General features: G+C 69.6%; 18 protein-coding genes and 2 pseudogenes. 14 read left to right on the forward strand and 6 right to left on the reverse strand.

The window, feature by feature from the left end; all coding sequences use genetic code 11:
- Positions 1-56: 56 nt before the first annotated feature.
- The 3 genes from ACQ86M_RS01910 to secA all read left to right on the forward strand — a co-directional run bounded on the left by ACQ86M_RS01910 (position 57) and on the right by secA (position 4,610).
- On the forward strand, positions 57-920 hold the full coding sequence (locus ACQ86M_RS01910; RefSeq protein WP_431246855.1) for a ComF family protein: 864 nt from the start codon (positions 57-59) through the stop codon (positions 918-920).
- Positions 880-1,584 (forward strand): ribosome hibernation-promoting factor, HPF/YfiA family, encoded by a 705-nt coding sequence (hpf, locus tag ACQ86M_RS01915; protein WP_431220484.1) that lies wholly within the window; start codon positions 880-882, stop codon positions 1,582-1,584. Before ACQ86M_RS01910 ends, hpf begins: the two co-directional genes overlap by 41 nt.
- 215 nt (positions 1,585-1,799) lie before the next feature.
- The gene (gene secA, locus ACQ86M_RS01920) at positions 1,800-4,610 is read left to right on the forward strand and encodes a preprotein translocase subunit SecA (RefSeq protein WP_431246856.1); all 2,811 of its coding nucleotides are present in this window, start codon (positions 1,800-1,802) and stop codon (positions 4,608-4,610) included.
- A 160-nt stretch (positions 4,611-4,770) separates the two neighbouring features.
- Here the strand turns inward: secA and ACQ86M_RS01925 are convergent, their stop codons facing one another.
- The gene (locus ACQ86M_RS01925; protein WP_431220486.1) at positions 4,771-5,226 is read right to left on the reverse strand and encodes an Rv3235 family protein; all 456 of its coding nucleotides are present in this window, start codon (positions 5,224-5,226) and stop codon (positions 4,771-4,773) included.
- A 157-nt stretch (positions 5,227-5,383) separates the two neighbouring features.
- Between ACQ86M_RS01925 and ACQ86M_RS01930 the strand changes: the two are divergent.
- Positions 5,384-6,876: pseudogene (locus tag ACQ86M_RS01930) on the forward strand (sensor histidine kinase).
- A 177-nt stretch (positions 6,877-7,053) separates the two neighbouring features.
- On the opposite strand, the gene ACQ86M_RS01935 reads toward ACQ86M_RS01930, so the two are convergent.
- The gene (locus ACQ86M_RS01935; RefSeq protein ID WP_018190103.1) at positions 7,054-7,302 is read right to left on the reverse strand and encodes a WhiB family transcriptional regulator; all 249 of its coding nucleotides are present in this window, start codon (positions 7,300-7,302) and stop codon (positions 7,054-7,056) included.
- Between the two features lie 225 nt (positions 7,303-7,527).
- On the opposite strand from ACQ86M_RS01935, the gene ACQ86M_RS01940 reads away from it, so the two are divergent.
- The 7 genes from ACQ86M_RS01940 (at position 7,528) to ACQ86M_RS01970 (ending at position 13,810) form a co-directional block, all read left to right on the forward strand.
- Positions 7,528-7,971 carry a hypothetical protein gene (locus tag ACQ86M_RS01940; RefSeq protein WP_431246857.1) on the forward strand — a complete coding sequence of 148 codons (444 nt, stop codon included), beginning with the start codon at positions 7,528-7,530 and terminating at the stop codon, positions 7,969-7,971.
- A 36-nt stretch (positions 7,972-8,007) separates the two neighbouring features.
- A complete protein-coding gene (locus ACQ86M_RS01945) occupies positions 8,008-8,760 on the forward strand; it encodes a DUF1684 domain-containing protein (RefSeq protein ID WP_431246858.1) in 753 nt (250 codons plus the stop codon).
- A gap of 68 nt (positions 8,761-8,828) precedes the next feature.
- Positions 8,829-10,331, forward strand: a complete 1,503-nt coding sequence (locus ACQ86M_RS01950; RefSeq protein ID WP_431246859.1) for an ABC transporter substrate-binding protein — start codon at positions 8,829-8,831, stop codon at positions 10,329-10,331.
- A 75-nt stretch (positions 10,332-10,406) separates the two neighbouring features.
- Positions 10,407-11,369, forward strand: a complete 963-nt coding sequence (locus tag ACQ86M_RS01955; protein ID WP_431246860.1) for an ABC transporter permease — start codon at positions 10,407-10,409, stop codon at positions 11,367-11,369.
- A complete protein-coding gene (locus ACQ86M_RS01960) occupies positions 11,366-12,247 on the forward strand; it encodes an ABC transporter permease (protein ID WP_431220491.1) in 882 nt (293 codons plus the stop codon). The genes ACQ86M_RS01955 and ACQ86M_RS01960 overlap by 4 nt, the downstream gene beginning before the upstream one ends.
- A gap of 142 nt (positions 12,248-12,389) precedes the next feature.
- On the forward strand, positions 12,390-13,049 hold the full coding sequence (locus tag ACQ86M_RS01965; RefSeq protein ID WP_431247838.1) for an ATP-binding cassette domain-containing protein: 660 nt from the start codon (positions 12,390-12,392) through the stop codon (positions 13,047-13,049).
- Positions 13,046-13,810 carry an ABC transporter ATP-binding protein gene (locus ACQ86M_RS01970; protein WP_431246861.1) on the forward strand — a complete coding sequence of 255 codons (765 nt, stop codon included), beginning with the start codon at positions 13,046-13,048 and terminating at the stop codon, positions 13,808-13,810. Before ACQ86M_RS01965 ends, ACQ86M_RS01970 begins: the two co-directional genes overlap by 4 nt.
- Positions 13,811-13,834: 24 nt before the next feature.
- Here the strand turns inward: ACQ86M_RS01970 and bcp are convergent, their stop codons facing one another.
- The 3 genes and pseudogenes from bcp to aroA form a co-directional block, all read right to left on the reverse strand.
- Positions 13,835-14,311: a thioredoxin-dependent thiol peroxidase gene (gene bcp / locus ACQ86M_RS01975; RefSeq protein ID WP_431220494.1), complete on the reverse strand. Its 477-nt coding sequence runs from the start codon at positions 14,309-14,311 to the stop codon at positions 13,835-13,837.
- Between the two features lie 58 nt (positions 14,312-14,369).
- Positions 14,370-15,422, reverse strand: a complete 1,053-nt coding sequence (gene rsgA / locus ACQ86M_RS01980) for a ribosome small subunit-dependent GTPase A (protein WP_431246862.1) — start codon at positions 15,420-15,422, stop codon at positions 14,370-14,372.
- A 92-nt stretch (positions 15,423-15,514) separates the two neighbouring features.
- A pseudogene (gene aroA / locus ACQ86M_RS01985) lies at positions 15,515-16,779 on the reverse strand (3-phosphoshikimate 1-carboxyvinyltransferase); the annotation flags it as partial.
- Positions 16,780-16,825: 46 nt separating this feature from the next.
- Between aroA and ACQ86M_RS01990 the strand changes: the two are divergent.
- A complete protein-coding gene (locus tag ACQ86M_RS01990; protein ID WP_431246863.1) occupies positions 16,826-17,545 on the forward strand; it encodes a sigma-70 family RNA polymerase sigma factor in 720 nt (239 codons plus the stop codon).
- Positions 17,542-17,787 carry a zf-HC2 domain-containing protein gene (locus ACQ86M_RS01995; RefSeq protein WP_431220497.1) on the forward strand — a complete coding sequence of 82 codons (246 nt, stop codon included), beginning with the start codon at positions 17,542-17,544 and terminating at the stop codon, positions 17,785-17,787. The genes ACQ86M_RS01990 and ACQ86M_RS01995 overlap by 4 nt, the downstream gene beginning before the upstream one ends.
- 146 nt (positions 17,788-17,933) lie before the next feature.
- On the opposite strand, the gene ACQ86M_RS02000 is transcribed toward ACQ86M_RS01995, so the two are convergent.
- Entirely contained in the window at positions 17,934-18,710 is a 777-nt protein-coding gene (locus ACQ86M_RS02000) for a VOC family protein (protein ID WP_431246864.1), read from the reverse strand.
- A 115-nt stretch (positions 18,711-18,825) separates the two neighbouring features.
- Between ACQ86M_RS02000 and ACQ86M_RS02005 the strand changes: the two genes are divergently transcribed.
- The gene (locus tag ACQ86M_RS02005; protein ID WP_431246865.1) at positions 18,826-21,183 is read left to right on the forward strand and encodes an arylsulfatase; all 2,358 of its coding nucleotides are present in this window, start codon (positions 18,826-18,828) and stop codon (positions 21,181-21,183) included.
- Positions 21,184-21,278: the final 95 nt, after the last annotated feature.

Here is a 21,278-nt window from a genome sequence, read left to right on the forward strand (position 1 = left end):
TCCACGGATTCCGCATCCCCCGTCCGCCCGGACGCCCCGACCGGGATGCTCGATGCATGACAGCACACACCCTGGTCCGTGAATCCCTCCTCGACGCCGCCGCCATCGTCCTCCCGGTGCGATGCGCCGGCTGCGGGAACCTCGATCGCACGCTCTGCGACGAGTGCACCGCGGCGCTGCGGCCGGCTGTGCGCGTCGACACGGTCGACGGCGTGGCGGTCTGGTCGGCGCTCCGCTACGAGGGCATCGCCCGGAGGGTGCTGATCGCCTACAAAGACGGAGGCCGAGCGGATGCGGCCCGCGCGCTGGCACGGGTGCTGCGGGCGGCCGTCGCCGCGGCTCAGCGGGATGCGGACCGCCGCGGCGACAGGTCGGCGCTGCTCCCGGTGCTCATCCCGTCGACCCGGAGCGCCTGGCGGCGCCGAGGCTACCATCCGACGCGCTCCGTGCTGGCTCGCGCCCACATCCTGGTGCCTCCGCTATGGCGGGCCCTCCGGCTGGCGCGTCAGACGGCCGACCAGGCGGGGCTCACGGCGACGGAGCGTTCCGGCAACCGGGCCGTGAGTCTGGTGGCCTCCGCGCGCCTGCGAGGCCGGGACTGCCTGATCGTCGACGACATCCTCACCTCGGGGGCGACCATCGCCGAGGCCGCTAGAGCGATCCGTGCGGCAGGCGGAAGCGTGGTCGGGGCAGCGGTGATCGCCCGCACGCCGCTCCGCAGATCCGAGAACGCTCAGGGAGCGCCCAGCAGACCCGGGGGGAATGACGTCTGTTCTCCGGTATCGGAACCGCGGCGGGCGCACTACGGTAGTCGAAAAGGCGCGAGTGATCCGCCCTTCGTGAACCGGGCGGTCGTCACGCCGGATCAGGGAGGTCTCCATGGACATCAACATCATCGGACGCAACCTGGGCATCACTGACCGATTCCGCGAATACGTCACCGAGAAATCGGAGAAGGTCGCGCATCTCGCCGAACGAGCCATCTCGTTCGAGATCAAGGTCAGTCGCCACAACGAGAAGCTCGGCGGTCAGAACGGCGACGATCGCGTCGAGCTCACGCTCGTGGGCCCCCGTGCGGTGGTGAGATCCGAAGCGACGGGGCAGGACAAGTACGCTGCCTTCGACATCGCCCTCGGGAAGCTCCTCGAGCGGGTGCGTCGCGCGAAGGACCGCCGAAAGGTCCATCGCGGGCAGCACCGCCCCACCTCGTTGCGGGAGGCGAGCACCGACGGCTTCAGCGCTGTCGGCCTCGCGGCGGCGCCCGTCGCCGTGCTCGACCAGGTCCGGACCGGCAGTACGCCGGTCGTGTCCGATGAGACGGAGGAGACCGCTGAGGCGGCGGAGGAGGAGTACAGCCCCGTCGTCATCCGCAAGAAGGTCTTCGCCTCCGTTCCCATGACCGTCGACGATGCGCTCTACTACATGGAGCTCGTCGGCCACGACTTCTACCTGTTCGTCGACCAGGAGACCCAGCGCCCCAGCGTCGTGTACCGCCGCAAGGGCTGGGACTACGGCGTGATCTCCCTGGATGAGGACGCCGACGAACTGCAGGAGGTCGCCACCGCGGCGCGCAAGCTGGGCTGAGTCCCGGCGCCACGACACGAGCGCCGATGGCGGCCGCCCGGGCGGCGGTCGCCATCGGACGTTGTGATGTTGTCCAGCCCCCTTTCAGGCAGGACAGGTCGAACGCGAGGGCGGAACAAGTAGCATGTGTCTAGCGTCGGCGGAGTCTGCCGTCCGGCGCGCGTCCGCCGGGGCGCCGGGCCGTCGGTCCGACCGAGCAAAAGTGGAGTGCATCAGTGGCCTCAGTTCTTGAAAAGGTCCTCCGTGTCGGCGAGGGCCGGACCCTCCGTCGGCTGGAGGCGTACGCGAAAGCCGTCAACGCCCTCGAAGACGACTTCAGCGAACTCACCGACGAGGAACTCGCGCACGAGACGGTCGAGCTGCGCGAGCGCTACGGCAACGGCGAATCCCTCGACGACCTCCTGCCGGAGGCGTTCGCGGCGGTCCGCGAGGCGGCCAAGCGCACGCTCGGCATGCGGCACTTCGACGTCCAGATCATGGGCGGCGCCGCGCTGCACCTCGGCAACATCGCCGAGATGAAGACCGGTGAGGGCAAGACGCTCGTCGCGACGACGGCCGCCTACCTCAACGCGATCGCCAGCCGCGGCGTGCACGTCATCACGGTCAACGACTACCTGGCCAGCTACCAGTCCGAGCTGATGGGCCGCGTCTACCGCGCCCTCGGCATGACGACCGGTGTCATCCTCGCGGGTCAGACCCCCGAGGAGCGCCGCGAGCAGTACGCGGCCGACATCACCTACGGCACGAACAACGAGTTCGGATTCGACTACCTCCGCGACAACATGGCGTGGCAGGCGAGCGACATGGTGCAGCGCGGCCACTTCTTCGCCATCGTCGACGAGGTCGACTCGATCCTGATCGACGAGGCCCGCACCCCGCTGATCATCTCCGGCCCGTCGTCGGGCGAGGCCAACCGCTGGTTCAACGAGTTCGCGAGCCTCGCCAAGCGCCTCACCCCCGAGGTCGACTACGAGGTGGATGAGAAGAAGCGCACGGTCGGTGTGCTCGAGCCCGGCATCGAGAAGGTCGAGGACTACCTCGGCATCGACAACCTGTACGAGTCCGCGAACACCCCGCTGATCTCGTTCCTCAACAACGCCATCAAGGCCAACGCCCTGTTCAAGCGCGACAAGGACTACGTCGTGATGAACGGCGAGGTTCTGATCGTCGACGAGCACACCGGCCGCATCCTGGTCGGCCGCCGCTACAACGAGGGCATCCACCAGGCGATCGAGGCGAAGGAGGGTGTCGAGGTCAAGGCCGAGAACCAGACCCTCGCCACCGTGACCCTGCAGAACTACTTCCGCCTCTACAAGAAGCTCTCCGGCATGACCGGTACGGCCGAGACCGAGGCCGCCGAGTTCATGAGCACGTACAAGCTCGGCGTGGTCCCCATCCCGACCAACAAGCCGATGCAGCGCATCGACCAGCCCGACCTCGTCTACAAGAACGAGAAGGCGAAGTTCGACCAGGTCGTCGAAGACATCGCCAAGCGCCACGAGAAGGGCCAGCCGGTGCTGGTCGGAACGACGTCCGTCGAGAAGAGCGAGTACCTCTCGCGGCTGCTCGCCAAGAAGGGCGTGCGTCACGAGGTGCTGAACGCCAAGAACCACGCCCGTGAGGCCGCGATCGTGGCCCAGGCGGGGCGGCTCGGCGCGGTGACCGTCGCCACCAACATGGCCGGCCGCGGTACGGACATCATGCTCGGCGGCAACTCGGAGTTCATCGCGGTCGCCGAGATGAACGCGCGCGGGCTCTCGCCGGTGGAGACGCCGGACGAGTACGAGGCCGCCTGGGACGAGGTCTTCGAGAACGTCAAGGCGCAGGTCGCGGAAGAGGCCGAGAAGGTCATCGACTCGGGCGGACTGTACGTGCTCGGCACCGAGCGCCACGAGTCGCGCCGCATCGACAACCAGCTGCGCGGACGATCGGGCCGCCAGGGCGACCCGGGCGAGAGCCGCTTCTACCTGTCGCTCACCGACGACCTGATGCGCCTCTTCAACGCAGGCGCCGCCGAGAGCCTGATGGGCCGCAGCAGCGTTCCGGACGACATGGCGATCGAGTCGAAGGTCGTCAGCCGCGCCATCCGAAGCGCGCAGTCGCAGGTCGAGGCGCGCAACGCCGAGATCCGCAAGAACGTCCTCAAGTACGACGACGTGCTCAACCGCCAGCGCGAGGCGATCTACAGCGACCGCCGCCACATCCTCGAGGGCGACGACCTGCACGAGCGCGTGCAGCAGTTCCTCACCGACGTGATCGACGACATCCTCGACCAGCACACCGGCGAGGGCAGCGGCGACGACTGGGACTTCGACGCGCTCTGGGCCGAGCTCAAGACGCTCTACCCGGTGGGCGTCAGCATCGACGAGGTCATCTCGGAGGCCGGCAACAAGGGCAAGATCAACCGCGACTTCATGCGCCGTGAGATCCTGTCCGACGCCCGGATCGCCTACCAGCGTCGCGAGGAGTCGCTCGGTGCGCCCGCGATGCGCGAGCTCGAGCGTCGCGTGGTGCTGTCGGTGATCGACCGCCGCTGGCGCGACCACCTCTACGAGATGGACTACCTGAAGGACGGCATCGGCCTCCGTGCCATGGCGCAGCGCGACCCGCTGGTCGAGTACCAGCGCGAGGGCTTCGCCATGTTCCAGCAGATGATGGGCGCCATCCGCGAAGAGACGATCGGCTTCCTGTTCAACCTGGAGGTCGAGGTCAACCAGGCTCCGGGCGAGGTGGAGTCGCCCGCAGTCGCCGCCAAGGGTCTCGCCCGCGGCGAGAACGAGGCCAAGCTCAGCTACTCGGCGCCGGCCGAGCAGGGCGGTGTCGAGGTCCGCGACCAGCGCGGCCAGATCGAGCAGGCTGCGACCGCACGCGCCCAGCGCGCGCAGCAGCAGTCCGCCGCGCCTGCCGCGCCCCCGGCGCAGGGTGCCAACCAGCGCGGAGCGTTCGGGCAGCGCGTCGACTCCTCCGAGGAGCAGGCGGCACCGGTCAACCGCGCGGAGCGCCGCGCTCAGGCCAAGAAACGCTGATCGCAGCTCTTCCGAACGGCGGCCCCTCGTGGGGCCGCCGTTCGTCGTTTCGGTCGCCGGCCCAGCGGGCGAGCGCGCCGGCGCGGCCAGCCGATTACGGCCAGCAAGAGGCCCGGTAGTACCGCCCGGGAACCGCGCCGGCAGTCGACCGCGGCCGGAGTCACAGAACGTTGATCGCGGTGGCGCGCCAGCGCGCCCGGTGCCGCTCCAGGCGGATGGCGACGGCCCGTGAGCGTCCGGACTGATGCACCAGGACCACCGCCTCCACCACATCCTCCGACGGGTGGCTCAACCGCGGCTCGCCGATCCGCATGCGGGGCCGCAAGGGGTTCTCGGCGGTGACCGCGCGGGCCCGGACCCCCAGCATGGTCCGCCGCAGCAGATGCACGTAGACGGAGTCGCTCACCCATCGGCCGAGCTGGTCCAGCGGGCGTGCACCGGCCAGGACCTCGATCACGCAGCGGGCGAGGTTGGCGCACAGCGTGGCCGCATCGGGGTTGCCGGAGTCGACGATCGGCGCCAGATCGTCGGCGCGGTCGGCCCCGCTCGGAGGCGCCGGACTCGCGGCCGGTCGGAGCACGGTCAGGGTCGCGGGGGCGGGGGCGGGGTGCTGCATGGATCTCCCTGGTGAGGTGTGTCGGTGGTCCGTGTTGAAATAGACCTGTGATATGTACGATGCCTCACTCAAGCAGGGGTGCACCACTCGGTCCAGGCTATATATGCACTGTGGATAACTTCCGGCCGCGCAGAAACGGCCCCTTTAGGATGGGATGGTGTCCACGCTCAGCGATCTCGTCCATGCCCACGGCCGCTCCTCGGAGGCCGACGTCGAGTGGCTGCACGGGCTCGTCGGCGACTGGCAGCTTCTGGCCGATCTCGCTTTCGCCGACATCGTGCTCTGGGTTCCGACCGCCGATGACGACTTCGTCGCCGTCGCGCACGCACGGCCGTCCTCCGCCGCGACCCTCTTCTACCGCGACTTCGTGGGCCAGCGGATCAAGCCCGAATGGCGGCAGCAGGTCACCGACGCGTACTCCTCGAAGCAGATCATCGATACGTCGGCGCCCGATTGGTACGAGGAGACCCCCACGCGCGTGCGTGCGGTCCCGGTGATCCGCCGGCTCTCCGTCCACTCGCCCCAGACGGCAGACGAGCCGGTCGCGGTCATCACCCGTCACACCAACCTCAGCGAGGCGCGCACGCCGAGCCGCCAGGAGCTGACGTTCAACGAGTGCGCCAACGACCTCTTCAACATGATCGCGACGGGCGACTTCCCCGACCTGGGCGCCCCCGCCGCCCCCGCCGTGGCGCTCCGCGCGCGGCCGACGGCCTCATCCGCCTCGACGTGGACGGCACCACCACGTTCGCCAGCCCGAACGCGCTGAGCGCCTTCAACCGCATGGGCTTCACCGACGAGCTCGAGGGCGAGTCGCTGGCGACCGTCACCACCGGGCTCCTGGCCGGCACCATCACCGTGGACGAGTCGCTCCCGCTGGTCGTCACCGGCCGCGCCCCGTGGCGCACGGACATCGAGGCGCGCGGCGTCACGGTGTCGCTCCGCGCCATCCCGATCCGCAACCGCGGCGAGCGTGTCGGCGCCATCGTCCTGTGCCGCGACGTCTCCGAGCAGCGCCACCAGGAGCGGGAGCTGATCACCAAGGACGCCACCATCCGCGAGATCCACCACCGGGTCAAGAACAACCTCCAGACCGTCGCGTCGCTGCTCCGCATCCAGGCGCGCCGCACCCACTCCGAGGAGGCGCGCGAGGCGCTGAGCCAGGCCATGCGCCGCGTGGCCGCCATCGCGGTGGTGCACGACACCCTCTCCACCGGTCTGGCGCAGATCGTCGACTTCGACGACGTCTTCGACCGCGTGCTGCTGCTGGTGGCGGAGGTGGCCGCGAGCCACACGACGACGGTGCACCCGAAGAAGACGGGCACCTTCGGCTCGCTGCCCTCCGAGTACGCGACGCCGCTGGCGCTCGCGCTCACCGAGCTCGTCACCAACGCGGTCGAGCACGGACTCGCGGGCCGGGAGGGCGAGGTCGAGATCGTCGCCCACCGGTCTGAGGAATCCCTCACGGTCAAAGTGGTCGACAACGGGTCGGGCCTGCCGGAGGGCAAGGTCGGCAGTGGACTCGGCACTCAGATCGTGCGCACGCTCATCCAGGGCGAGCTCGGCGGCGCGATCGATTGGCACACCATGATGGGCCAGGGGACCGAGGTCACCATCGAGGTGCCGTTGCGGTACCTCACGAAGATCTGACGCGCCGGGGGAGGCGCCAGAAGACCTCCGGCAAGCCGCCGGAGAGGCGCCTGCCGTCGGCAGAGAAATGCCGAGGGGCGCTCAGATGCTAGGTGTGTGAGCGCCGCCTCGGCGGTGTCGTGTGCGCGGGGTTCGGGCCCGCGCCGACAGGGTGCAGCGGGTGGAACGGGGCCGGCCTCAGGAGGCGCGGCGGGCGCGGGCGGCGCGACGCTTGAGCGCGCGACGCTCGTCTTCGGAGAGCCCGCCCCAGACGCCCGAGTCCTGGCCGGTCTCGAGGGCGTACTGCAGGCAGATCTCGGTCACGGTGCAGCGCGCGCAGACCGCCTTCGCCTTGTCGATCTGGTCGACCGCGGGTCCGGTGTTTCCCACCGGGAAGAAAAGCTCGGGGTCCGCGGTGAGGCAGGCGGCTTTGTCGCGCCAATCCATGAAGATGTGCTCCTTGTTTACTGGGGTTCCTGACCCGAGGGGGCCATAGAATGCAGGTAAGCAGTCGGGTTGCAGGGTGCTTAGATCCGTGGGGAATCAGACCTGCCCACGACCCTGTGAGCGTTAACTCGACCGTTGAACATGCTCCCATAGGCACTATTCCGAATCAATAGTTTTGTATGGGATAACGCTGAGAACACGAGCCGGAAACGTCAGGATGCTATAGTGCCCGACCCCCAGATCGCCCCCGTATCCACCCCGAACCGGCCCGCACTGCTGCTCGTTCTCACGGTCATCGTCGGCCTGGAAGCCCTGCTCGTGACGGGCGCCGCCGTGTGGCTGCTGGTCGAGCTACTCACCGTGCGTCCCGCCTCCTACCCCTCCGCCGTCGCCATCACGGTGCTGGCGTTCCTCGCGGCCGCGTGGGCGATCGCGACGACGGTGGGCCTCGCGCGCAGACGCGGGTGGGCGCGGGCGTCGGCTCTCACCATCCAGATCCTGCAGTTCGCCGTCGCCGTCGGCTGCTTCCAGGGCCTGTTCGCGCGGCCCGACCTCGGCTGGGCGCTGCTCGTCCCCGCGGTCGTGGCCGGAGTGCTGGCCGTCGCCCCGCCGGTGGTCCGGGCCACCTCCCGCGCGGCTGATCCGCGCAACACGGAGCAACACGAATAGGTCGCAGGCGGGAACAAGCCGCACACTCGGATGGTTATGTCCGACATCGTGACCGATCTCTTCACACAGACCTCCGCTTCCCCCGAGACCATCGAGCGCGCCCGCGCGGGCTGGGACGCCTGGCGGCAGAGCCGCCTGAACGGCGTCACCGCGGCGACCGGCAACCTGGCGCTGATCGAGACGCGGTGGCTCCCCGCGGGCGACACCACCACGCCTCAGGATGCGCTTGCCGGGCATCCCGAGACCGTCACGGCGACCGCGCTCAGCCGGCGCAGCCTCGAGACGGGCGAAGTGGAGCGCGGCATCCGCCTGTGGGACGCGGACTCGCCCGCCATCCGCGACTTCGAGACGATCGATGTGTTCCCGTTCGACCCGAGCTGGGTCATCGAGGCGACCTTCAGCCCCGTCAGCGACGACCGCACCATCCCGTTCGAGCACATCCGCGACAACGGCCTCACCCGCGACCTGGTCGTCCCCGGCGACATCGCGTTCGAGCGCGACGGCGTCTCGTACACGCTGAGCGCCTTCGACGACGACGGCACGCTGCTCCTGGTGTTCGGCGACCCGAGCAACGGCGCCGAGGGCGACGAGGGCACCTACGCGTCCGGCCGCTTCCTCTTCGTCGAGCGGGACGGCGACCGCGTCGTCCTCGACTTCAACCGCGCCTTCGTGCCGCCCTGCGGCTTCTCGGACCAGTACAACTGTCCGCTCCCGCCGCGGAACAACCGCTTCTCCGAGCCGGTCACCGCCGGCGAGAAGCGCGTGGTCTTCCGCAGCGGCACGCACTGAGCTCGCCTTGAGCCGGCCGTCCGGCCGCACCGCACGTCACATCCCACCCCCACAGCACTGGAGAACCCGTGAGAAAGTCTTCCCTGTTCGCGACGCTCGCCGTCGGTGTCACCGCCGCCCTGGCGCTGGCCGGCTGCGCGGGCGGCGGCTCGTCGTCCTCGTCGGCCGGCAGCGACGCATCCATCGCCATCGGCTCGCTCTACGAGCCCGTCAACCTGGACAACACCGCGGGCGGTGGCCAGGGCGTCACCGAGGCGCTGAACGGCAACGTCTACGAGGGCCTGTTCAAGCTGACGGACGACGGCAAGGTGGAGCCCCTGCTCGCCAGCACGTACACCGCGAGCGAGGACGGCCTCACCTACACGTTCACGCTGCGCGACGGCGTGAAGTTCCACTCGGGCAAGGCGCTCACCAGCGCGGACGTGAAGCGCAGCATCGAGCGCGTGACCTCGGAGGACTCGCAGTCCGCCCGTAAGTCGCAGCTCGCCGTCATCTCGTCGATCGACACCCCGGACGCCAAGACCGTGAAGATCTCGCTGAAGACGCGTTCGATCTCGCTGCCGTACAACCTCAGCTACGTCTGGATCTACGGCCCGGGCACGTCCAACTACAAGACCGCGGAAGACGGCACCGGCCCCTACACGCTGGGCACCTGGAAGCGCGGCAGCTCGCTGAGCCTGGAGCGCTGGAGCGGGTACTGGGGCAACAAGGCGAAGAACAAGGCAGTCGAGTTCGACTACTTCACCGACGCCTCCGCCCTGTCGAACGCGCTGCAGACGAAGCAGGTCGACATCGTGACGAGCATCCAGAGCCCGGATGCGCTGAGCACGTTCAAGGACAACAAGGCCTACACGATCTCCGACGGCAAGTCGACGACCAAGGAGCTCCTGGCGTTCAACGACAAGGTCGCGCCGTTCAACAACGTCGAGGTACGCAAGGCGGTCTACTCGGCCATCGACACCAAGAAGCTGCTGAACTCCATCTGGGGCGACTACGGTTCGCTGATCGGCTCGATGGTCCCGCCGAGCGACCCCTGGTACGAGGACCTCACCAAGGTGAACCCGTACGACGTCAACCTGGCCAAGAAGGAGCTGGCCGCGGCCGGTTTCGCGAACGGCTTCAGCTTCACGCTCGACACTCCGACCTACGACCCGCACCCGGCTGTGGCGGAGTTTCTGAAGAGCGAGCTCGCGAAGGTCGGCGTGACCGTCAAGATCAACTCCATCTCGGCGGACGAGTGGTACACCAAGGTGTTCAAGAACCACGACTTCACCGCGACCCTGCAGGAGCACGTCAACGACCGCGACGTGGTCTGGTACGGCAACCCGGACTTCTACTGGGGCTACGACAACCCGCAGGTGACGAAGTGGGTGGACGAGGCTGAGCAGGCGAGCACCACCGCGGAACAGACCGCGAAGCTCAAGCAGGTCAACGAGCAGATCGCGAAGGACGCCGCCAGCGCGTGGCTGTACCTGTACCCGCAGATCGTCGTCGCCGACAGCAGCGTGAGCGGCTACCCGGTGAACGGGCTGAACTCGCAGTTCTTCGCCTACGACATCGTCAAGAAGTAGACACCCTCCCGCACCATCCACAGATGCTCGGGGAGCCGGTCGGCCGGTTCCCCGAGCATCTACGCTTGAAAAATCATGGCTCTCTACCTCCTCCGCCGCACCGCGTTCCTCGTGGTGTCGCTGCTGCTGGCCATGGTCGTGCTGTTCTTCCTGCTGCGCGTGCTGCCCGGCGACCCGTCGAACGCCCTGCTCTCGGTCGGGGCGACGAAGGAGCAGATCGCGGCGGCGCAGCGTCAGGTGGGCAGCGACCAGCCGCTGCTGCAGCAGTTCTTCGGCTGGTTCGGCAGCCTGCTGACCCTGAACCTGGGGGAGTCGTTCATCAGCTCGCTGCCGGTCGGGCCCGAGATCGCGGCGCGCCTGTCGGTCACCGTGCCGCTGACCCTGCTGTCGTTCGCGCTCGCCCTCGTGCTGGCGCTGCCGATCGGCTTCGTCGCGGCCTGGAAAGCAGACCGCTGGTACGGCATCGTGCTCTCCGCTTTCTCGCAGCTCGGGATCGCGGTGCCGGTCTTCTGGGTCGGCATCCTGCTGGTTGACGTATTCGCCATCACCCTCGGCTGGTTCCCGTCCGGCGGGTTCCCGCGCGACGACTGGCAGGATCCGTCGGCGGCCCTGACCTCCCTCGCGCTGCCGGTCGTGACCATCGCCATCGTGATGAGCGCATCCATCTCCCGCTATGTGCGCAGCGCGACGCTGGATGTCATCGGTAGCGACTATCTCCGCAACGCCCGGGCGCTCGGCTCCGGCTTCGGGCGGGCGATGTGGCGTCACGGTCTGCGCAACGGCGCGGTTCCCGTGATCTCGGTGCTCGGCATCGAGTTGGCAACGACGTTCCTGGGCGCGGTCGTGGTCGAGAGCGTCTTCACCCTTCCCGGGCTCGGGAGCATGCTCCTGAAGGCCATCGAGCAGCACGACTACCCGAACATCCAGGGCATCCTGTTCGTCTCGACGCTGCTGGTGCTGATCGTGGGCTTCCTCGCCGATATCGCCCAGCGGCTCGTCGACCCGCGGCTGCGCCGCAGTATCTCGGGCAACGCATGAGCGCCGTCGTGGAGCAGGCGACCGAGGCGGCCGCACCCGAGCCCGGCAGCCGGGCGCGGCGCCGCGCGCGGCGTTCGGTGACGCTGGGCATCGGTCTGGCGCTCGTCGGGCTGATCGTGCTCGTCGCCGCGACCTCGTTCTTCTGGCTTCCGTACGCGCAGTCCGACACGTCCGGCACCCGGCTGGAGCAGCCCAGCGGCGCGCACTGGCTCGGCACCGACCGGTTCGGCCGCGACCTGCTGACCCAGCTCATGATCGGCGCGCGCATCGCCCTGGCGGTGGGGCTCGGCGCGGTCGTGATCGGCGCCATCGTCGGCATCACGCTCGGGATGCTGGCCGCGTTCGCGACGAAGTGGGTCGACGACACGCTCTCGGCCGTGCTCGACATCCTGATCGCGTTCCCGACGCTGCTGCTGGCCATGCTCATCGTGGCCGCGCAGGGCGCGTCGCTGGGTACGGCGATCGTCGCGATCGGCCTCGCCATGTCGGCGGTCGTCGCCCGCTTGACGCGCGTGCTCGCGAAACGCGTGCTCGCCCAGCAGTACGTGACCGCGGCCCGTACATCCGGCACGTCATGGGGCGGCATCATCGCCCGCCACATCCTGCCCAACATCTGGCCGACGCTCAGCGTCAACCTGGCGCTGCAATTCGGCGTCGCGGTGCTGGCCGAGGCGAGCCTGTCGTACCTGGGCCTCGGCGCACCGCCGCCCAACGCATCCTGGGGGCGGATGCTGCAGGAGGCGCAAGGGACGGTGTCGACCGCGCCGGTCGGCGCGATCGCTCCCGGCGTGGCGCTGGTCGTGCTGGTGATCGGGGTCAACCTCATCGCCGACGGGCTGCGCGATGTGGCCGATCCGACCCGGAGGAGGACGCGGTGAGCGACAGGACGTCCGACGTGCTCGATGTTCAGGGGCTCTCGGTGGCGACCCGCGACGGCGTCGAGCTCGTGCACGAGGTGTCGTTCCGGCTGGCGCCGGGGAGCGGCTGAGCCTGATCGGGGAGTCGGGATCGGGCAAGTCGCTGACCTCGTTCGCGCTGACCGGGCTGCTGCCGGAGGGGCTGTCCGCCACGGGCAGCGTGCTCCTCGACGGAACGCAGGTCGTCGGCGCGCGTGAGCGCGATCTTGTGCCCCTCCGTGGGCGCGTCGCGTCGACGGTGTTCCAGGAGCCGATGACCGCGCTCGATCCGCTGATGCGGCTCGGCCGGCAGGTGGCGGAGCCGCTGCGCCGGCACCTGGGTCTGCGCGGCGACGAGCTCCGCCGCGCGGTGCTCGAGGCGCTGGCCGAGGTGGGGCTGCCGGATCCGGAACGCATCGCGCGCTCCTACTCGTGGGAGATCTCGGGCGGGCAGCGGCAGCGCGTCGCCATAGCGGCGGCCCTCGCCTGCCGGCCGCGCCTCCTCATCGCCGACGAGCCGACGACCGCGCTCGATGTGACCGTTCAGGCCGACGTGCTCGCCCTGCTCGAGCGGCTGGTGGCCGACCGCGGCATGTCGCTGCTGTTCGTCAGCCACGACCTCGCCGTGGTCTCGCGCATGGCGCAGCGCGCCCTGGTGCTGCGCGGCGGCCGCGTGGTGGAGGAGGGCCCGATCGGCCGGCTGCTCCGCGAACCGCGCGATCGGTACACCGCCGAGCTGGTGCGGAGCGCGCGCGAACTCGACACCGCGCTGGAGGTGCGATGACCGCCATTCTCGAACTGCGCGATGCCGGCTTCCGGTATCGCCGAGCGGCGACCGCCGCGCTCGACGGAGTCTCGTTCTCCGTCGAACCGGGTCGGAGCCTGGGGCTGGTGGGCGAGTCTGGTGCGGGGAAGACGACCGCGCTGTCGCTCCTGCTCGGGCTCGCGAGCCCCACGAGCGGGGCCGTGCTTTTCGACGGGGAGCCGCTGAACGCCCGCGACCGCGACCAGCTCCGCCGGTTCCGTCGCAGCGTGCAGCCCGTGTTCCAGGACCCGTACTCGTCTCTCGACCCACGCCAGAGCGTCGGGCGGATCGTCGGCGAACCGCTCGCGTCGCTGCGCATCGCGTCCGGTTCCGACGCCCGTGAGCGCGTCGCCCGGGCACTGGAGGCGGTGGCGCTGCCGGCGGACGCCGCCCGCCGGTATCCGCACGAGTTCAGCGGGGGTCAGCGCCAGCGCATCGCGATCGCGCGCGGGATCGTCTCCCGCCCGCGGGTGCTGCTGGCCGACGAGCCGGTCAGCGCCCTCGACGTCACGACGCGCATCCAGATCATCGAACTGCTCGGCGAACTCGCCGCGACCGAGGGCATGACCGTCGTCATGGTGTCGCACGACCTCGGCGTCGTCGCGTCGCTCTGCGCCGAGACGGTCGTGCTGCAGGGCGGCCGCGTCGTGGAGCAGGGCGAGACGCGCGCCGTGCTCGGCTCACCGAGCGACCCGTACACGCAGCGCCTGCTCGCGTCGGTGCCGCGCCTGCCCGCTTAGCGGCCAGGCGCCGCCGGCAGGCCGTCAGGCGTCGATGCCGAGCTTCTTGCGCAGCGACGCGACGTGCCCGGTGGCCTTGACGTTGTACAGCGGCAGGCGCAGCGAGCCGTCCGGGTTGACCACGAACGTGGAGCGGATGACGCCCTCGACCGTCTTGCCGTACAGCTTCTTCTCGCCGTACGCGCCGTACTCCTTGTGCACCTGCAGGTCCTCATCCGAGAGCAGCGGGAAGTTGAGCCCGTCCTGCTCCTGGAACTGCTTGTTGCGCGCAGGAGCGTCCTTCGAGATCCCGATCACCTGGTAGCCGGCCGACTTCAGCGAGTTCAGATTGTCGCGGAAATCGCACGCCTCCGTCGTGCAGCCCGGCGTCATCGCGGCCGGGTAGAAGTACACGATCACGTTGTCGCCGGCGAAGTCGCCGAGGGAGACCGTCTTGCCGTCCTGGTCGGTCAGGCTGAACGCGGGGGCCTGCTCGCCCGCTTCGAGTCGCACATCCGTCATGCGTCCATTCTGGCAGGGAAGGCGGCGCGGGGTTCAGCGCGCAGGCTCCAGCGCCCGCTCAGCGCGCGAACGTGGCGAGGAGCCGCTGCAGCGAGTCCAGGCGCGCCCGCCCGGTCTCGCCGAGCCGGCCCTCCTCGACGGCCTCGATGATGGCGCAGTCGGGAGCGTCGGGCAGGTGCGTGCAGCCGCGGGGGCAGTCCTCCGCGATCGCCGCGAGATCGGTGAACGCCTTCAGGATGCTGTCGGTGTTCACATGCCCCAGGCCGAACGAGCGCACGCCCGGCGTGTCGATGACCCAGCCGTGACGCCCCGAGCCGTCCTCCACCCGCAGCGAGACGGTGGACGAGGACGTGTGCCGCCCGCGGCCGGTCACCACGTTCACGTGGCCTGTCGCCCGCCGGGCCCCGGGGACGAGCGCGTTGACCAGGGTCGACTTGCCGACTCCCGAATGACCGACCACCACCGTGTCGTGGTCGACGAGCGCCTCGGCGATCTCCTGGATCGGGATGGCGTCCTCCCGGCTGGTGAACAACGGCAGGTCGAGCCCGGCGAAGTTCTGGAGGAACGGCCCCGGGTCGGCCAGGTCGGTCTTGGTGACGCAGAGCATCGGCTCGATCCCCGCGTCATAGGCGGCGACCAGGTAGCGGTCGACCAGCCGCGTGCGCGGTTCGGGGTTCGCGGCGGCGACCACGATGAGCATCTGGTCCGCGTTCGCCACGACCACCCGCTCGACCTCGTCGGTGTCGTCGGCGCTCCGGCGCAGCAGCGTCGTGCGCGGCTCGATCCGGACGATCCGGGCCAGCGTCCCCTCCTCGCCCGTGGTGTCGCCGACCACCGCGACACGGTCGCCTGTGACGATCGGGTTGCGCCGCAGCTCGCTGGCGCGGGCGGCGGTCACCTGGCGCTCGTCGCCGGTGTCCTCGTCCAGGAGCACGGTGTAGCGGCCGCGGTCGACACCCAGCACCCGCGCGATCTCGGCGTCGGCGTGCTCGGGCCGGGTCTTGGTCCGCGGACGGTTGCCCTTCGGGTTCGGACGGCTGCGGACGGTCGACTCGTCGTACAGGTCGAGGTCGTCGTCCTCGTCGTCGTCGTCATCCGTCCACCACGACACTAGGCGCCGGCCCCCAGCATCCGGTGCCACAGCTCCGTGAACTGCGGCAGCGTCTTCGCCGTGGTCCCGACGTTCTCGATCTCGACGCCCTCGACCACCAGGCCGACGATCGCGCCGGCGGTGGCCATCCGGTGGTCCTCGTAGCTGCGCCAGACGCCGCCGTGCAGGGGCGCGGCTCGATGCGCAGGCCGTCCTCGAGCTCGGTGACGGCGCCGCCGAGGCCGTTGATCTCGGCCGCCAGCGCGGCGAGGCGGTCGGTCTCGTGGTGGCGGATGTGCCCGATACCGGTGATCTCGCTCGGCCCGTCGGCGAGGGCTGCGATGGCCACCAGCGCGGGAGCGAGCTCGCCGCCGGTCGTGAGGTCGAGGGTCGCGCCGTTCGGCCGCTCCGGGCCGGTCACGGTGAGCCGGTCGCCGTCGCGGGTCACGCTCGCTCCGAAGAGCGGGAGCAGGTCGGCCAGGTCGGCGCCCACCTGCGTGGTCGACGCGGGCCAGCCGGTGATGGTGACCGTCCCCCCGGTCACGACGGCGGCCGCGAGGAAGGGCGCGGCGTTGGAGAGGTCGGGTTCGATGTCGACGTCCCGTGCGTGGATGGGGCCGGGGGCGACGATCCACCGCCCGGTCTCCGGCGACTCCACGCTCACGCCGCGTTCCGCCAGGGCCGCGATCGTCATCTCGATGTGCGGGAGGCTGGGCAGGCGTTCGCCGGAGTGCGTCAGATCGAGGCCGGAGTCGAAGCGGCTCGCCGAGAGCAGCAGGGCGCTGACGAACTGGCTGGAGCTGGACGCATCGACCTCCACCGCACCTCCCGCGACGCGGCCGGTGCCGTGGACGGTGAAGGGGAGGGATCCGCGACCGTCGTCGTTCACATCCACCCCGAGGGCGCGCAGCGCGGCGATGATGGCGCCCATCGGCCGGCCGCGCGCCGAGTCGTCGGCGTCGAACATGGTCGGGCCGAGGGCGAGACCGGCGATCGGAGGGACGAAACGCATGACCGTGCCGGCCTGCCCGCACTCGATCGTGGTGCTGCCGAGCAGCTCGTCGGCCGGCGTCACCAGCAGGTCGGCGCCGTACTCTCCGGCGCCCGGCTTCTCGTCGATGCCGACCCCGAGCGCACGGAGCGCCTCAACCATGTTCGCGCTGTCGCGGGAGTGCAGCGGCGCGCGGAGCAGCGAGGGCCCGTCGGCCAGGGCCGCGAGCACCAGCTCCCGCGCCGTGAGCGACTTGGAGCCGGGCAGCGAGACGGTCGCCGCGACCGGGCCGGCGGCCACGGGCGCGGGCCAGTGCACGTTCGGCTCGTCGGCGCGGTTGTCGCCGTACGGGTCGAAGTCCGGAGCGGAATATTTCGAGATCAGCATTGTTGTCAAGATTATCCGTGTTCCCGGTACCAGGAAGGATCAGTCCGTGGCCGCAACCGCCGTGCTCGACGCCCCCCGCGTCGCCACACGCGTGCCGGTGCCCGGCGCATCCCGCGGGGGCACGCTGCAGGCGTCGCAACTAGACTGGCCGGTGATGAGCACCGAGACCGAGGAAACGGGCCACCTCTTCGAAGAGCAGGCCCTGCCCTTCATGGACCAGCTGTACGCGGCTGCCCTGCGCATGACCAGGAACCCGTCCGACGCGCAGGACCTCGTACAGGAGACGTTCGTGAAGGCGTATGCGGCCTTCAACCAGTTCCAGCAGGGCACCAACCTGAAGGCCTGGCTGTACCGCATCCTCACCAACACGTTCATCAACACGTACCGCAAGAAGCAGCGCGAGCCCTATCAGGGGACGATCGACGAGCTCGAGGACTGGCAGCTCGGCGGCGCGGAGTCGACCACCGCGTCCACCAGCCGCTCCGCCGAAGCAGAGGCGATCGACCACCTGCCGGACAGCGCCGTCAAGGACGCGCTGCAGGCCATCCCGGAGGACTTCCGGCTGGCCGTGTACCTCGCCGATGTCGAGGGGTTCTCCTACCAGGAGATCGCCGACATCATGAAGACCCCGATCGGCACCGTGATGAGCCGCCTCCACCGCGGCCGCCGCATGCTGCGGGAGCTTCTGACCGACTACGCGCACGAGCGCGGACTCTCCGCCGTTCAGGAGGGTCGCACCGTGCAGACCAAGGGAGCCAAGAAATGACCGACTGCGGTTGTGAGAAGGCCAAGGCCGAACTCGAGGAGTACCTGCGCAACGAGCTGTGCAGCGAGGATGCTGCCGACGTGCGCGAGCACCTGGCCAACTGCACCGGGTGCTCCGACGAGGCGCACCTGAACGTCGTGCTCACCGAGGTGGTGCAGCGGGCGTGCAAGGAGACCGCGCCCGAGACGCTGCGCACCGAGGTGCTGCTGCGCATCCGCTCGTTCCAGGCCACCGCGCACTGACCGGTTCGGCGCCCGCCGCGCCGCCCGCGCCCCCGCCCCGCGTCCCCGCCCCGGCGCTGGACCCCACTTCCCGCCGAGTGGTGACATGATGTCGCCACTCGACCGGAATTCGAGCCACGAGTCACCGCTCGACGGCGCGGTCCGCCCTAGGCGGCGCTGCCCGACCCGACCTCGTGCAGGAAGAACAGCCCGCCGAGCGGGTCGGTGACCTGCGCGAACCGGCCGAACTCGCTGTCCCATGGGTCCCGGACGACCGTCCCGCCCAGCTCGATGACGCGCTGGGATGCGGCGGCCGCGTCGGCGACGCCGAAGTAGATAACCCAGTGCGAGACGACGCCCTCGGGCAGCATCCCGTCGGCATCGAACACGCCGCCGGCGGGCGCGTCGGGGGCGCCGAACGTCACGTAGCGGAAGTCGGCGGTGTCGCCCAGCACGCGCAGGCTCCAGCGGAACACCATCGCGTAGAACTCGGTCTGCACCGGGTAGTTGCGCGCGTACAGCTCATGCCAGGAGGGTGCGCCCACCTCATCCACAAGGTCGAAGCCGCGGTGGCCGGCCGGGTCCCAGATGCCGAACACGGCGCCGCCCGGATCGGTGAGGACCGCCAGCCGGCCCTGATCGCCGACGTCCTCGACCGGGACCGCGATCTGAGCGCCGACCGCCGTGGCGGCGCGCAGGGTCGCCTCCGCATCCTCGACCAGCAGGTAGGTGAGCCACGAGTCCGGGCGCACCCCGTCGATCCGCGGTCCGAGTCCCGCGACGGCGCGACCGTCGCGACGGAGGGTCAGGTACTCGCCGCTCCTCGACTCCTCGGCGGTCCAGCCGAAGAGCCCGGTGTAGAAGTCCCTGGCGCGTGGAACGTCGGTGCTGGCGTAGTCGACCCAGCATGGTTCGCCGAGCCGGTGGTTGGTCAGGACGGTCATGTGGCTCACGCTACGCCGCGCGCGGCGTCGGGCGACAGAGGTGTATAGCCGCCGGCTGACGGCCGGGGTTAGAGTGCGCGCGCAACCAGAGAAGAGCGACCGAAGGGGAGCCGTCATGTCTGTACCGTTCCAGGGCAGGATCGATCTCGACATCAGGGACTCGGTCCCGGACTGGGCGCCGTTCGAAGCGCCGAAGGCTCCGGACGGGGCGCCGAACGTCGTCCTCATCGTGCTGGACGACGTCGGCTTCTCGGCGATGAGCAGCTACGGCGGTCCGATCGAGACGCCGAACATCGACCGCATCGCAGAGTCCGGCGTCCGCTTCACCCAGTGGCACACCACCGCCCTCTGCTCGCCGACCCGGGCCGCGCTGCTCACCGGGCGCAACCACACCCGCAACGCGATGGCCTGCATCACCGAAGCGGCCACCGGCTTCCCCAACGCGAGCGGCACCATCCCGCAGGAGAACGGGATGCTGTCGCAGATCCTCAACGAGCAGGGCTGGAACACCTACATCGTCGGCAAGTGGCACCTCTGCCCGTCGGACGAGATGAACCTCGCCGCCACCCGTCGCAACTGGCCGAGCGGTCGGGGGTTCGAGCGGTACTACGGCTTCCTCGGCGCGGAGACGAACCAGTGGTATCCGGATCTCGTCTATGACAACCACCCCGTCGACCAGCCGGCCAGCCCGGAGGATGGGTACCACCTGACCGCCGATCTCACCGACAAGGCGATCCAGTTCATCGGGGATGCGAAGGCCGTCGCGCCGGACAAGCCGTTCTTCCTCTACTACGCGCCCGGGGCCGCCCACGCGCCGCACCACGCGCCCAAGGAATGGATCGAGAAGTTCGCCGGCCGGTTCGACGCCGGATACGAGAAGATCCGGGAGGAGACCCTCGAGCGACAGAAGAAGCTCGGGCTCGTGCCCGAGAACACGGAGCTGTCGCCGCTGAACCCGATCGGCACGCCCGAGGACCGGACCGGCCCGGGAGGCCTCCCGTTCCCGGCGCTGGACTACACGAAGCCCTGGGACTCCCTCAGTGAGGACGAGAAGCGGTTGTACCGGCGCATGGCGGAGGTCTACGCCGGCTTCCTCGCGCACGCCGACCACCACATCGGACGGCTGCTGGACTACCTGGAGGAAGCGGGCGAGCTCGACCGCACGCTGATCGTTCTCGTGTCGGACAACGGGGCGAGCGGCGAGGGCGGACCTGACGGCTCCGTCAACGAGAACAAGTTCTTCAACGGCATCCCGGACAGCCTCGAGGAGAACCTCGCCCTGCTCGACGAGCTCGGCGGCCCGAAGACGTACAACCACTACCCGACCGGCTGGGCGATGGCGTTCAACACACCGTTCAAGATGTGGAAGCGCTACGACTTCAACGGAGGGACGGCCGATCCCTGCATCATCTCCTGGCCCAAAGTGCTCGGGCACAGTGGCGAACTGCGCGAGCAGTACCACCACGCCGTGGACATCGTGCCGACGATTCTCGACCTGCTGGGGGTCGAAGCGCCCGAGCAGATCGGCGGGCACACCCAGACGCACTTCGACGGGGTGAGCATGCGGTCGGCCATCGAGTCCGCTGAGGCGGAAGGAGAGCGGCACACCCAGTTCTTCGCGATGCTCGGCTCCCGGTCGATCTGGCACGACGGCTGGAAAGCGGTCTCGACGCACCCGGTGCTCAGCGGCTGGAGTCACTTCAACGACGACACCTGGGAGCTGTACCACACCGACGTCGACCGCTCGGAGTCGCACGACCTCGCCGCCCAGGAGCCGGACCGGCTGCGCGAGCTCATCAACATGTGGTTCGCAGAGGCGGGAGCGAACGGTGCGTTCCCGCTCGACGACCGATCGGCGATCGAGATCATCTCGACGCCGAGGCCTCAGCTGGCCAGCCCGCGCAACAGATACGTCTACCGCCTCGGCGGTGCGGAGGTGCCCGAGGCGCAGGCTGTGAACATCCGCAACCGCTCGTACTCGATCGGCGCGCTGGCCGACCTTCCCGACACCTCGGCGGAGGGCGTGCTGTTCGCCCACGGAGCGCGGTTCGGCGGCCACACCCTGTACCTGAAGGACCGCCGCCTCCACTATGTCTACAACTTCGTGGGGGACCGGATCCAGAAGATCGACGCGACCGAGGACTACCCGACAGGCGAGAACGTCATCCTCTCTGCCTCGTTCGACAAGGACGGCGAGGAGGCGCCGGGCGTCGCGACCGGCATCCTCAGCCTGTACTACGGCGACAGGAAGGTGGGCGAGGGGCGTATTTCGACCCAGCCGGGCTACTTCGCCCTGGCGGGCGAGGGACTGTGCGTCGGAATGGACAGCGGGGAGCCGGTCACGGACGACTACCCGGGGGAACGGCCGTACCGCTTCACCGGCGGCACGCTGCACCGCGTGGCGGTGGACGTGAGCGGCGAGCCCTACCTCGATCTGGAGCGTCAGGCCGCCGCGATGCTGGCACGCGAGTGACCCCGTGCTCTCCCGCCGAGTGGTGACATCAGCTCACCACTCGGCGGGAATTCGAGCGTCTACTCACCGCTCGGCGCTGACATTCCCAGGAAGGG

Origin of the sequence: Leifsonia xyli subsp. cynodontis (assembly GCF_050632205.1) — a bacterium.
In the GTDB taxonomy this organism is placed as follows: Bacteria; Actinomycetota; Actinomycetes; order Actinomycetales; family Microbacteriaceae; genus Leifsonia; species Leifsonia xyli_D.